Genomic DNA, 12,992 nt, shown 5'->3' on the forward strand with positions numbered 1-12,992 from the left:
TTATGCACGTCGTCTTCCGCGAAAGCCATGGGCTCGAAGAAACCGAGACCCCGACCGATCTGGGTCAGAGCCCGGCGGACCTGGTGGTGCTGTCCTTTTCCGACAGTGACCTTGGCGCTTTCGCGGCGGGTTGGCATCGTGGAGGTGGGCCTGAAGGACGCATGCCAACGATGCGGCTGGCCAATCTGACGGCGCTGAAGCATCCCCTCTCAGTCGACACATATGTCGAGCAGACACTGGAGGGCGCAAAGGGCATCCTGATCCGTCTGATCGGTGGAGTGCCCTATTGGGCGTACGGCTTGCAGCAGGTTCTGGCGCTGGCGCAGGCCAAAGGGATTGCACTGGCCGTACTGCCCGCAGACGGTCGCGAGGATACGCGGCTGGATGATTACTCTACCCTGCCTGTCTCGACCCTGCGGCGGCTGGCGCATCTGTGCGACACCGGCGGTGAGGTCGCGGCGCAGGCCGCTCTGGCGCAGATGGCACTGGCTGCGGGGTTGTATGCAGGTCCGGTCATGGGCGCCAAGACCATCCCCGAATGCGGTGCCTGGTGCCCAGATCACGGCGTGATCCCTGCAGAAAACGCTCTGCCCGGTGATGCGAAACGTATCATCGTAACCTTCTATCGTGCTTATCTGACCTCGGCGGACACAGCCCCAATCGCAGCGCTGATCCGCAGCTTGCGCGCGCGGGGTTTTGAGGCCGTCGGCCTGTTTGCCCCGTCGCTCAAAGCACCAAATGCCGCCGATTGGCTGCGCGAAACTATTGTGGCGCTGAAGCCTTCGGCGATCGTCAACGCCACCTCATTCTCAGGCAAGGGCGCATCAGGCACCTCACCTCTCGATGTGGCAGAGGTGCCGGTCTTTCAGGTGGCGCTGGCCACCTCACGCCGCAAAGCGTGGGCCGAAGCGGAACGTGGCCTTTCACCAGCTGATCTTGCCATGCATGTGGTCCTTCCGGAAGTGGACGGGCGGATCAACGCGGGCATCGTATCTTTCAAAGAGCCGGGCAAACGCGACCCGCATCTCGAATATTCTCGCTTCGCTCATCGGGCTGAACCCGAACGGATCGAAGCCATCATCAACCGCATCTCCGGCTGGCTGAACCTTCACGACAAACCCAAAGCGGAGCAGGTTCCGGCGCTGGTACTATCGACCTATCCCGGCAAAGACTGGCAGATGGCACATGCAGTGGGTCTGGATGCGCTGGCCTCGGCTGAGGCAATGTTGCTCGATCTGCAAGGCGAAGGGTATGACACCGCGCCTGCCGAGCCAATTGCTGAAACTCTTCTTGATGCCCGGATTTCATGGCCGCTAGAGGATTATCAGGTGGCGCTGGCGGCGCTGCCGGAAACACTCCGCACCGATCTCAATAAGGTTTGGGGCACTCCCGAAGACGACCCTGCTTTCACAAATGGCGCGTTCTACTTCACTGCGCTGCGTCGCGGAAAGGCTCTGATCGCGCTGCAGCCCGAGCGCGGTACACCCGAACTGCGCGATGACGACTATCACGATCTGTCGCGCACACCACGCCACGCCTACGTCGCCTTTTACTTATGGCTGCGCAAAGGATTGGTCGCGGATACGCTGATCCATATCGGCGCGCATGGCACGCTGGAATGGTTGCCGGGAAAATCAGTCGCCTTGTGCAACGAGTGTTGGCCCGAGGCGTTAATCGGCGATTTGCCGGTGATCTATCCCTTCATCGTCAACGACCCCGGCGAGGCCGCGCAGGCCAAGCGTCGGATCGGGGCGGTCACGTTGGGCCATATCCCACCCCCGATGAAGGAAAGCGGCACACCGGATCGCATGGTACGGCTGGAATCGCTGTTGGACGAGTTCTCGAACGCGGACGGGCTAGACCCCAAACGCCGTGATCGCCTGCAGGAAGATATCCGGGACGAGGCGCAGGCCATCGGGCTGGAAAGCGATCTTGGCCTCGATCAGGCCACCTGTACCGCCGAGGCGATCACGCGCATTGACCGATTTGTCTGCGACATCAAGGAAAGCCAGTTCGGTGATGGGCTGCATATCTTTGGGCGCGTCCCCGATGAGACGGGCAATTTCGACGCTGCCCCCTCAGCCCAAGCTGAACGCTCTGCCCTGATTGACGCTTTAGCGGGCAAACGGATCGAGGCCGGGCCGTCCGGATCCCCCTATCGCGGGCGTACGGATGTTCTGCCGACCGGGCGGAATCTTTACACGACCGATCCGCGCTCGGTTCCCACGCGCGCGGCCTATACACAAGGCGTCAAGCTCGCTGAGGAACTGGTTCGGCGGCACCTGCAAGAAGAAGGCGACTACCCCAAGGGCTTGATCGTCGATCTATGGGGTTCGGCCACCATGCGCACAGCGGGCGAGGAATTCGCCATGGCGCTGCATCTGCTGGGGGTGAAGCCGGTTTGGGACAAAGGGTCTGAGCGGGTCTCGGGCATCGAAGTGTTGCCGGTCACCGATCTCAGCCGCCCGCGTCTGGACGTAACATTGCGCGTCTCAGGTCTTTTCCGGGACGTGTTCCCGACGCTTTCGGCGCTGTACGGTCAGGCTGTCCGCGCATTGACCAAACGAGATGAAGCACCCGACTGGAATCCTTACGCCGGTCAGGAGCCTGCGGCGCGGGTCTATGGGCCAGCCCCCGGCAGCTATGGTCTGAACATGACTCATCTGTCCGAAACCTATACGGATGAGGCACGCGTGCAAGCGGGTGAGGCTTGGCTTGATGCCAGTTCCTTCGCTTTGGAAGGCGAGCATATAGCGCAAGATAAGGACGGCATCTCTCAGCGCGTCGCCAATGCCGACAGCTTTGTGCACCTACAGGACCTGACCGAAACCGATCTGCTGCTGGCCAATGATTATGCCACGCACGAGGCCGGATTTGCCGCCGCCAAGAAAATCACCGGCGGTACTGCGCAGCTTTATCATCTGGACAATACCAACCCGGACAACCCGCGCGCCCGCACCCTGCCCGAGGAAATCAGCCGCGTCGTCTATGCTCGCGCCGCCAACCCGGGATGGATTGCCGGAATGCAGCGGCACGGGTTTCGGGGTGCCGCTGAAATCGCGGCGACGCTGGATCATATGGCATCTTTCGCGCATCTGTCCGGCACAGTCGCACCGCATCTGTTCGATCTGTACCACGACGCCACGCTGGGCAATGAAGAGGTCGACGCCTTCCTGCAACAGGCAAACCCGCAAGCACATCAGGCCATGCAGGATCGGTTCCGGGCACTGCTGGAGGCAGGGCTATGGCATACCCGCCGGAACTCGATCCGCGCCGACCTGGAGGGGTTGGAATGAGTGCGCCCATCGTGCAGGGCTGGTGCCCCGGTGCCCATCGCCCGATGATGTCCGGTGATGGGCTGGTCGTGCGTGTGCGCCCTCGGCTGGCGCGCCTGGATGCCCAACAGGCGATAGGGCTGTGCGAATTGGCGGAACGGTTCGGCAATGGCACGATCGACCTTACCAACCGCGCCAACCTTCAGCTGCGTGGAGTAAAGGAAACCGACCATCAATCCTTGTTGGCCGCGCTTTCCTCGCTGAACCTGCTGGACGCCGAACCCGGAATCGAAATTCGCCGCAACATTCTGGTCTCGCCACTCTATGAAGCCGGTGATCTGACCGCTCGGCTGACACAGGAATTGATCCAGCGTCTGGCCGAGCTTCCGGATTTACCTGCCAAGTTCGGCTTTGCCATCGACACAGGTTCCGAGCGTTTATTGGCCGATGACTCGGCTGATATCCGGCTTGAACTCGGTTCAGGCGGCCTGATCTTGCGCGCGGACGGGGCTGAAACCGGGCGAGCGGTAAGCGAAGCCCAAGCCATCGACCTAATGATCGCGTTGGCGCAGTGGTTTGCGCAAACCCACACAACCGAGACCCGCCGCATGGCGCGGACCGTTGCCACATATGGTTTGCCCAGCGAGTGGCAACGCAGCGCGCCCGGCCCCATTGGCGTGCCTCTTCAACCGGGAGCCTGCGCGCAGGGGACACTCTATGGCGCTGCCTTTGGGCAGCTACCGGCGCGGCAACTCCATTCGCTGGTTGAAAACAGCAACGCCACTGCCCTGCGGGTCACACCATGGCGGCTGTTCCTGTTGGAAGGCGGGGCGGCGATACCCGCCCCTGACTTTGTCACAGATGGCACCGACCCGCTGAGAACAACCGACGCCTGCCCCGGCGCGCCATACTGCCCGCAGGCGCAGGTCGAAACCCGCGGTGTGGCGTGCGCCCTGGCCGCGCGCGTTGCAGGCAGCCTGCATGTGTCGGGCTGCGCCAAGGGATGCGCCCGAATGGGTCCGGCCGATGTCACTTTGGTTGGTAATTCCGGACGATTTGACCTTGTCAAACAAGGCCGTGCGGGGGATGAGCCCTGCCAACGCGGCCTGACCGAAGAAACACTCATGACCATGGACTTCACCTGATGCCCTATGAATACGAAACCGACGGCGCGGCGATCTACAAGCAGAGCTTTGCCACCATCCGATCCGAGGCTGATCTGGCCCGGTTCGATGCCGATGAAGAACAGGTCGCCGTTCGGATGATCCACGCCGCAGGGATGGTCGGACTGGAAGAGTTCGTCCATTTCTCGGACGATTTTGTCTCGGCAGCGCGTTCCGCGCTGGAAAATGGCGCGCCGATCCTGTGTGATGCCCGCATGGTCAGCGAAGGCGTCACCCGCTTTCGCCTGCCCGCCGATAACGAAGTGATCTGCACCCTGCATGACGAGCGTGTTCGCCCTCTGGCTGCCGAAATGAGCAACACGCGCTCTGCCGCCGCGCTAGAGCTGTGGCGTCCGCATCTGGAAGGAGCACTGGTCGCGATCGGTAACGCCCCTACCGCGCTTTTCCACCTTCTGAACATGTTGGAAGATCCCGACTGCCCACGCCCCGCTGCCATTATCGGCTGCCCGGTGGGCTTCGTCGGAGCGGTCGAGTCCAAGGATGCCTTGTGGGAAGCGCAGCCAGTACCATCCTGTATCGTCAAAGGCCGTTTGGGAGGCAGTGCGATCACAGTTGCTGCCATCAATGCTATCGCGAGCCGCACCGAATGAGCGGGGGTAAAATATACGGCGTGGGCCTCGGCCCCGGCGATCCGGACCTGATGAGTGTCCGTGCGGACCGCCTGCTGCGCAATGCCCGCCATGTGGCGTTTTTTCGCAAACCTGGCCGCACAGGTCAGGCCCGCAAGATCGTCAATGGAATGATCCCCGGCGACGCCATCGAGTTTCCAATGGAGTACCCGGTAACAACCGAAATCCCGGTGACGGATCCAAGGTATAATGAACTCCTTTCGGTGTTTTACGAAGACTGTGCCGCACATCTGAAATCGCTTACCGAAAATGGTGAGGATGTAGTGGTCCTGTGCGAAGGCGATCCGTTCTTCTATGGATCATTTATGCACCTTTACAATCGATTACGAGACATATCTGAAGTCGAAGTCGTACCTGCCATAACCGGCATGTCCGGCGCTTGGACCGCAACCGGTGACCCGATAACTTGGGGCGACGATGTCCTCACGGTTCTTGTTGGAACCTTGCCCGAGGATACTCTGACTGAACGCATGACCCAGACCGATGCGCTGGTTGTCATGAAGATCGGGCGGAACTTCGACAAGGTAAAGCGCGCGCTGAGACAAGCCGGGCTGTATGACCGCGCGTGGATCGTCGAATACGCTCAGATGCCGAACCAACGGGTCTGCAAACTGTCTGACAATTGCGAAGGGATCACGCCCTATTTCTCAATCATTCTGGTTCATGGACAGGGACGCCGACCATGAGCGGTTGGGTCAAGATCGCTGGCCTTGGGCCTGGAAACGAAGCACTGGTCACTCCCGAAGTCACTGCCGCGCTGGCAGAAGCGACGGACGTGGTTGGCTACATCCCTTATGTTGCTCGGGTGGCCGAGCGAGAGGGATTGACCCTGCACGCCAGCGATAACCGGGTCGAGATCGACCGCTCTCAGCACGCTTTGCAAATGGCGGCCGACGGTAAACGCGTCGTTGTGGTTTCATCTGGCGATCCCGGCGTGTTTGCGATGGCCGCAGCGGTGTTTGAAGCGCTTGAAAACGGGCCGAATGACTGGCGCGACATACAGATCGAAGTGTTGCCCGGGATCACTGCGATGCTGGCGGCTTCGGCCCGCGCTGGGGCACCGTTAGGGCATGATTTCTGCGCCATCAACCTGAGCGACAACCTGAAGCCATGGCCACTGATCGAAAAGCGCCTCCGACTTGCCGCGCAGGGCGATTTCGCCATGGCGTTCTATAACCCTCGCTCGAAGTCTCGACCGGAAGGGTTTGAAAAAACGCTGGAAATCCTGCGGGAAGAATGTGAGCCGGAACGCCTGATCCTGTTTGCACGCGCTGTATCCCGCGAGGATGAGGCATTGCGGATTTCAACTCTGGAAGAAGCCACGGCAGATATGGCGGACATGCAGACCGTCGTCATCGTCGGCTCGTCCCTGACCCGCATAGTCGAGCGCAACAGCGCCCCGATCGTCTACACCCCGAGATTCACGCTGGCCAAGGATTAAGTATGCGCCAGCCAGTCCAAGACCTGCGTGACATTTGCCAACTCGGTCCGCTTCGGCAGGGTCGGACGGTCTATCATCAGAACCGGCAAGCCCAGCGCCCTTGCGGCATCCAGTTTGGCCCGCGCGCCGGTGCCACCCGCATTCTTGGACACAATCAATTGCGTATGGTGACGTTCCATCAAGGCCCGGTCCTCTTCAACAGAAAACGGGCCCCGCGAAACGATCACATCGCTTTTCGGAAGCGGCAATGCGTCCGGATCGTCTACAAGCCGCAAAAGATAGTGATGCTGAGGTTGGGCTGCGAAGTCATGAAGATGCATGCGGCCAACTGCCAGGAAGACGCGGCGGGCTGGACCGGCCAGAGCTTCAACCGCACCTTCAATATCCGGTACGTGCTGCCAGTTGTCCCCGTCTTGCGCGACCCAAGCAGGTCGCGTCAAAGCGGCCAAGGGCGTTGCGCCCCCCGCACAGGCTTCCACCGCATTCCGGCTCATCTGCGCGGCAAAGGGATGAGTCGCATCGACAACATGGCTGACGCCGTGCTCGTGAATGTACCGCGCCAGTCCCGCTGCACCACCAAACCCGCCCACGCGCATCGGCACGGGTTGCGAGCGCGGGTTATCGACACGTCCAGCGTAGGAATATGTAGCGGGAATGCCTTGATCGGCAACCGATTTTGCCAGAGCATTCGCCTCGGTCGTGCCACCAAGAATCAGGAGGTTGGGCATGTCTGAAACTCCGTGGCTGACTGTATTGGGTTTGGGCGAAGATGGACTGGATGGCCTGTCCCCTGCAAGCCGTCAAGTGCTGGACCGCGCTGAGATTGTCATGGGTCCGACACGCCACCTGTCGTTGATCTCAGACAGCGCGGCGGAACGGATTGAATGGCCGGTCCCATTTGCCGATGGCCTGCCAATTCTGACCGCATTGCGCGGTCGGCAAACCGTTGTGCTGGCCTCGGGTGATCCGTTCTGGTTCGGGGCCGGGTCCGTTATCGCGCGTAATTTCGAAACGAACGAATGGATTGCCCTACCCGGCCAGTCGACCTTTTCGCTTGCTGCTGCGCGGCTTGGTTGGCCGCTTGAAAACACGTTGACCTTCGGGCTACATGCCGCGCCTCTTACGCGCCTTCGCCCTCACTTGGCACCCGGCCTGCGCGCGATTCTCTTGCTGCGCGATGGCAAAGCCGTAGCTGAGCTTGCGACCTATCTGGGCGAAACCGATTTTGCCGATTGCACTCTGCACGTCATGGAAGCGCTCGGTGGCCCCCGTGAACGCGCGCGCAGCGTGTCGCTGACCGAGGCGTTGCTTGGTACATTCGAACATCCGGTTTGTGTCGGTCTTGATGTCGCTGGTACTGGGCGTGCCTTTCCCAAAGCCTCGGGAAAGCCCGATGACATCTTTGAAACCGACGGCCAGATCACCAAGCGCCCCATTCGCGCGCTAACCCTGTCGGCGCTTGCTCCTCAGCGGGGTGAGCATCTGTGGGATATCGGTGGTGGCACCGGTTCGATCAGCATCGAATGGCTGATGTGCGATCCGACGCTAACTGCAACGACTATCGAGCCGCGTGCTGATCGGGCCGAACGCATTCGCCGCAATGCCAATACGTTAGGGCAGGATCGGTTGTGCGTTGTGCACGGTTCTGCACCAGAGTCGTTGGCTGATCTTGACCGACCCGATGTGGTGTTCATCGGTGGAGGTCTGAGTGCGGATCTGCTGAACTGGCTACACGCTAATCTTCAGGCCGGCACGCGGCTGATCGCCAACGCGGTGACATTGGAAAGCGAAGCGTTACTAGCTGAATGGCACGACAAGCTCGGCGGAGACCTGCTGCGCATCGAACTGGCGCAGGCAGCTGCGCTTGGTCCACGGCGAGGCTGGAAATCTGCCTACCCAGTGGTGCAGTGGAGCCTCACGTTATGATCGTCGCGGGGTTAGGTTTCTCATCCTCTGCTACGCTGGCTAGTCTTCGTGCCGCTTTCGAGCTGGCCTCGACAGGAGAAACTGTCGATGCCCTTGCGACTGTTGCGGACAAGGACGGACACGCCGCACTTGCCGCGCTTGCAGAAGCAACTGAGCTGCCGATACATTTCATTCCGGCAAATGATCTTGCCGAACAACGCACACTTACTTGCTCAGCCCGCAGTCGCGCCACATATGGCACCGACAGCGTGGCCGAAGCATCCGCTCTTGCTGCCGCCGGACATGGCGCGCGGCTGATTTCACCCAGACAAATCTCGGACGACCGGCTTGCAACCTGCGCCGTCGCCATCGGAGGACAGACATGACCGTTCATTTCATCGGCGCCGGACCGGGTGCCGCCGACCTGCTAACCCTACGCGGGCGCGATATCATCGCCTCCTGCCCGGTGTGCCTCTATGCTGGCTCATTGGTTCCCGAGGAGATTTTGAGCCACTGCCCCGACGGCGCGAAGATCGTGAACACGGCTCCGATGGATCTGGATCAGATCATGGCCGAGATCGAAACAGCGCACAAAGCCGGGCAAGACGTGGCGCGGCTGCATTCCGGGGACCTGTCTGTCTGGTCGGCGATGGGAGAACAAGTCAGACGTCTGAAAGAAATGGGAATCCCGGTCAGCGTCACGCCCGGTGTCCCGTCTTTTGCCGCCGCAGCTGCTGCTCTGGGAACTGAACTCACCCTTCCGGGACTGGCGCAATCGGTAGTATTGACCCGGACGCCCGGGCGCGCGTCGTCGATGCCTGAAGGTGAAACGCTGAAAAACTTCGCTAAAACAGGTGCCACTCTGGCCATTCACCTGTCGATCGGAAATCTGGACAATGTCATCGCCGACCTGACCCCTGCCTATGGTGCGGACTGCCCGGTCGCCGTTGTCTACCGCGCCAGCTGGCCGGATGAACGGATCATCCGCGCGACGCTGGCGACCTTGAAAGAGGCGCTGGACGACAGCATCTCGCGTACGGCTCTGATCATGGTGGGTCCGGCGCTGGCGGGCGAAGGGTTTGACGAAAGCTGTCTGTATTCAAAAACTTACGACCGTCGCTATCGCCCGCAAAACGCCGACAGCCCTTGGTCGAGCTGGAGTCATGGTGATGACTAACCCTCCGGGAATACTGATTTCCGCACCGTCGTCGGGCACAGGCAAAACTACAGTCATGCTGGGATTGCTTCGGGCTCTGGCCGAGGACGGATTGACCGTGCAGCCGTTCAAAAGCGGGCCGGACTACATCGACCCGGCTTTTCACCGGGCTGCGGCAGGCCGTGCCTCGTTCAATCTGGATAGCTGGGCGATGGGGGAGCCGCTGCTAAGCGCGATCTCTGAGCAGGCGACGGGCGCGGATATTGTGGTGGCCGAAGGCTCAATGGGTTTGTTTGATGGCGTCGCCAAACCCGGAGAGCTGGGGCATGGGTCGAGCGCTGAAACGGCGCTACGCATGGGATGGCCGGTCGTTCTGGTCCTGGATGTCGGAGGACAGGCGCAATCGGCGGCGGCGACCGCGCTTGGCTTTCGGATATATAACCCCGATCTACCTTTTGCCGGGGTGATCCTGAACCGCTGTGCCAGCCCAAGACATGAGCGGCTGACGCGGCTGGGCATGGAAAGGGCTGGATTGCCGGTTCTGGGCGTTCTTCCGCGCCGAGGTGATCTGACTCTGCCCGAAAGACACCTAGGCCTGATCCAGGCGGTTGAGCATCCGGATCTGGAAACGGCAATCGCCGGATATGCCGCATTCCTGCGTGAACATGTCGATCTGGATGCGATCAAACGGGCGGCCTCCTCAGGCCCTGCTGGGCCATCGTCAGCCGCGCTGCCGCGCCCCCCGGCGCAGCGGATCGCACTGGCCCGTGATGCAGCGTTTTCATTTACCTACCCGCATCTGCTGGAAGGGTGGCGCAGCGCCGGTGCAGAAATACTGCCCTTTTCGCCACTGGCAAACGAAGCGCCAGCTGCAGACGCTGAACTGGTCTGGCTACCGGGGGGCTATCCCGAGCTGCACGCAGGAACATTGGCGGCAGCAGATACTTTCTTGACGGGGCTGCGCAAACACGCGGAAACGCGGCCCGTGCATGGTGAATGCGGGGGCTATATGGCATTGGGGGAAGTTCTGGTCGACAAGGAAGGCGCGCCACATCAGATGGCAGGGTTGTTGGGTCTGCAAACCTCATACCAAAAGCGCAAATTCAACCTTGGCTATCGTAGGGCTGAACTTTTGGCGTCGATGCCTGGCTTTGCCAAGGGTACCGCCTTGCGCGGACATGAGTTCCACTATTCCTCGATCATCGAACAACCTGACGCTCCTCTTGCGCGAGTCTTCGATGCCGAGGGGGCCGAAGGCCCTCAGACAGGATCGCGACGTGGCAATGTCACCGGCACATTTTTCCATCTTATTGCAGAGGCCTCGGCATGACCGGTTTTGTCTCTTTCATTGGCTCCGGTCCGGGTGATCCGGAGCTACTAACGCTCAAGGCCGTAGACCGGATGCAGAAGGCCGATGCGGTGCTGTTTGATGATCTCAGCAGCGGCCCGATCCTGACCCATGCGCGTGACGATGCTGATCTGGTTGGTGTTGGCAAACGCGCCGGTCGCCCTTCGCCCAAGCAGGATCACGTCAGCCGATTGTTGGTGGAGTATGCGCAGACCGGTCAGCAGGTGGTACGCCTGAAATCCGGTGATGGAGGATTGTTCGGTCGACTGGAAGAAGAACTGGTCGCGTTGCAGGCAGCCGGCATCAAGTACGAGATCATTCCCGGCATCCCCTCTGCCGTCGCGGCGGCAGCTGCCGCTGGTATTCCTCTGACCCGACGCCTGACTGCACGTCGTGTTCAATTCGTCACCGGGCATGACGTAAGTGGCAAATTGCCGACCGATCTGAACCTTCCCGCCCTGGCTGACGCTACCGCGACGACGGTCGTATTTATGGGCAAGCGCACTTTTCCCTTGCTGGTCGAAGCCCTGAGCGCGCATGGCTTGCCGTTGGACACGCCTGCTTTGATGGCCGAATCTGTTTCAACTCCCGAGCAATCCTTGGAGCGCTCCACAATCGGAGACCTGTCCGACAAGCTGCGATCCGAGGTCGGAACCGCCCCGGCCCTGATCCTGTATGGCCCGCTGGCAGAGTTCGAAGATGTTTGAACTGATCCTGATCGGAATCGGAACGGGTAATCCCGACCACCTGACCTTTCAGGGGGCGAAGGCGATCAGATCAGCGGACCTGATCCTGATTCCGCAAAAAGGAGAGAACAAAGCCGATCTGGCCGGTTTGCGCGAAGACATCATCACGAAGGTCACCGACAAACCTGCGCGGATCGCCTATTTCGACGTTCCCAAACGCCGGGCAGATGACGGTTATCTCCGAGGCGTCGACGAATGGCACGACGCAATTGCCCTGCGCTGGCACGAGGCGATTTCAGCCTACCCGGACGCGCAGAAGGTGGCGTTGCTGATCTGGGGTGATCCGTCGCTGTATGACAGTTCGCTAAGAATTGCAGCGCGGCTGGACCCGCAACCGCGAGTCCAGGTTATGCCGGGAATCACAGCGTTACAGGCGTTGACTGCAGCCCATGCGATCCCGATCAATGATCTGGGCGCGCCCTATGTCGTGACCACAGGCCGTCGCATCCGCGATGATGGATGGCCTGAAACGGCGTCGAAAGTGGCCGTAATGCTGGATGGCGAATGCTCGTTCCAGAGCCTGAAGATGACCGATTATGACATCTGGTGGGGGGCATATGTGGGCATGAAAGAAGAGATTCTGATCAAAGGCCCATTGGCGGATGTGGCGCAAGACATTCTGGATACCCGCACGCAGGCCCGCTCTGATCACGGCTGGATCATGGATATCTATCTGCTGAAGAAACGTGCGGCCTGACGCGCGCACAGGATTGTGAGCCCCGTTTCAGCGCTTTTCTGTCATCAATTCCCCAGTCAACAGGAAGGGAAAGAACATGAGGGCGCTTTGGGCTGCAATCTGCCTGCTGGCGATGCCTGCTTGGGCCGACGGCATCGAACCTCTTACTGGATGGGCGGTTTACTCCAGCGGAAAAAGCTATGAGACCCTCGTGGAAGACACAAAGGCCGCGGTAAAGGAAAACGGCCTGATCGTTGTGACACAAGCTGGGCCGACCAAAGCGGCGGCATCGCGCGGCATCACCATTCCTGGCAATCGCGTGATTGGCGCATTCAACAACGATTTCGCGGTTCGGGTTCTTGAAACCTCGACCAATGCGATGATCGAAGCGCCCATCCGCTTCTACGTGACCGAGAACGAGGACGGCACTGCAACCCTTTCTTACAAGACACCAAGCTTCGTCTTTGCCCCTTACGCAGACGAGGGCGGAGACGCTCTGCGCGAGATTGCCATAGAATTGGACGCAAAGTTTCAGGCCGTAGCGGAAAAAGCCGTCAAATAGTCACACTGACGTGAACCTGCTTGCGTCCGGACGCGTCCTCCGCAATCTGCTGGCAGATAACTTTGTCGGA

13 protein-coding genes are annotated in these 12,992 nt (G+C 60.5%); 12 read left to right on the forward strand and 1 reads right to left on the reverse strand.

Annotated features, from left to right (window positions below):
* The first annotated feature begins 2 nt into the window (after window positions 1-2).
* From cobN to cobJ, 5 genes are read left to right on the forward strand one after another with little or no spacing between them, the layout of a single operon-like run.
* Window positions 3-3,296, forward strand: coding sequence for a cobaltochelatase subunit CobN (gene cobN, locus ACR0DK_RS00290; RefSeq protein ID WP_480734485.1), 3,294 nt, complete (start codon window positions 3-5; stop codon window positions 3,294-3,296).
* On the forward strand, window positions 3,293-4,420 hold the full coding sequence (gene cobG, locus ACR0DK_RS00295) for a precorrin-3B synthase (RefSeq protein WP_480734486.1): 1,128 nt from the start codon (window positions 3,293-3,295) through the stop codon (window positions 4,418-4,420). Before cobN ends, cobG begins: the two co-directional genes overlap by 4 nt.
* Window positions 4,420-5,049 carry a precorrin-8X methylmutase gene (locus ACR0DK_RS00300; protein ID WP_480734487.1) on the forward strand — a complete coding sequence of 210 codons (630 nt, stop codon included), beginning with the start codon at window positions 4,420-4,422 and terminating at the stop codon, window positions 5,047-5,049. The genes cobG and ACR0DK_RS00300 overlap by 1 nt, the downstream gene beginning before the upstream one ends.
* Complete coding sequence (locus ACR0DK_RS00305; protein WP_170420941.1) at window positions 5,046-5,774, forward strand: precorrin-2 C(20)-methyltransferase; 729 nt, start codon at window positions 5,046-5,048, stop codon at window positions 5,772-5,774. Before ACR0DK_RS00300 ends, ACR0DK_RS00305 begins: the two co-directional genes overlap by 4 nt.
* Window positions 5,771-6,529, forward strand: a complete 759-nt coding sequence (gene cobJ / locus ACR0DK_RS00310; RefSeq protein ID WP_170512163.1) for a precorrin-3B C(17)-methyltransferase — start codon at window positions 5,771-5,773, stop codon at window positions 6,527-6,529. The genes ACR0DK_RS00305 and cobJ overlap by 4 nt, the downstream gene beginning before the upstream one ends.
* Here cobJ and ACR0DK_RS00315 read toward each other — a convergent pair.
* Complete coding sequence (locus ACR0DK_RS00315) at window positions 6,526-7,257, reverse strand: cobalt-precorrin-6A reductase (RefSeq protein WP_170391851.1); 732 nt, start codon at window positions 7,255-7,257, stop codon at window positions 6,526-6,528. The genes cobJ and ACR0DK_RS00315 overlap by 4 nt on opposite strands.
* On the opposite strand from ACR0DK_RS00315, the gene cbiE reads away from it, so the two are divergent.
* From cbiE to ACR0DK_RS00350, 7 genes are all read left to right on the forward strand, one after another.
* The gene (gene cbiE / locus ACR0DK_RS00320) at window positions 7,256-8,455 is read left to right on the forward strand and encodes a precorrin-6y C5,15-methyltransferase (decarboxylating) subunit CbiE (protein WP_480734489.1); all 1,200 of its coding nucleotides are present in this window, start codon (window positions 7,256-7,258) and stop codon (window positions 8,453-8,455) included. The genes ACR0DK_RS00315 and cbiE overlap by 2 nt on opposite strands.
* Window positions 8,452-8,820, forward strand: coding sequence for a cobalamin biosynthesis protein (locus tag ACR0DK_RS00325; RefSeq protein ID WP_480734491.1), 369 nt, complete (start codon window positions 8,452-8,454; stop codon window positions 8,818-8,820). Before cbiE ends, ACR0DK_RS00325 begins: the two co-directional genes overlap by 4 nt.
* The gene (gene cobM, locus ACR0DK_RS00330; RefSeq protein ID WP_480734493.1) at window positions 8,817-9,611 is read left to right on the forward strand and encodes a precorrin-4 C(11)-methyltransferase; all 795 of its coding nucleotides are present in this window, start codon (window positions 8,817-8,819) and stop codon (window positions 9,609-9,611) included. The genes ACR0DK_RS00325 and cobM overlap by 4 nt, the downstream gene beginning before the upstream one ends.
* Window positions 9,598-10,920 (forward strand): cobyrinic acid a,c-diamide synthase CobB, encoded by a 1,323-nt coding sequence (locus tag ACR0DK_RS00335; protein WP_480734495.1) that lies wholly within the window; start codon window positions 9,598-9,600, stop codon window positions 10,918-10,920. Before cobM ends, ACR0DK_RS00335 begins: the two co-directional genes overlap by 14 nt.
* Window positions 10,917-11,645: a uroporphyrinogen-III C-methyltransferase gene (cobA, locus tag ACR0DK_RS00340; protein WP_170512197.1), complete on the forward strand. Its 729-nt coding sequence runs from the start codon at window positions 10,917-10,919 to the stop codon at window positions 11,643-11,645. The genes ACR0DK_RS00335 and cobA overlap by 4 nt, the downstream gene beginning before the upstream one ends.
* Window positions 11,638-12,381 (forward strand): precorrin-6A synthase (deacetylating), encoded by a 744-nt coding sequence (gene cobF, locus ACR0DK_RS00345; protein WP_480734496.1) that lies wholly within the window; start codon window positions 11,638-11,640, stop codon window positions 12,379-12,381. The genes cobA and cobF overlap by 8 nt, the downstream gene beginning before the upstream one ends.
* Window positions 12,382-12,457: 76 nt before the next feature.
* Window positions 12,458-12,922: a DUF302 domain-containing protein gene (locus ACR0DK_RS00350; protein WP_480734497.1), complete on the forward strand. Its 465-nt coding sequence runs from the start codon at window positions 12,458-12,460 to the stop codon at window positions 12,920-12,922.
* Window positions 12,923-12,992 lie beyond the last annotated feature (70 nt).

The organism is Ruegeria sp. CE6 (genome assembly GCF_056537485.1).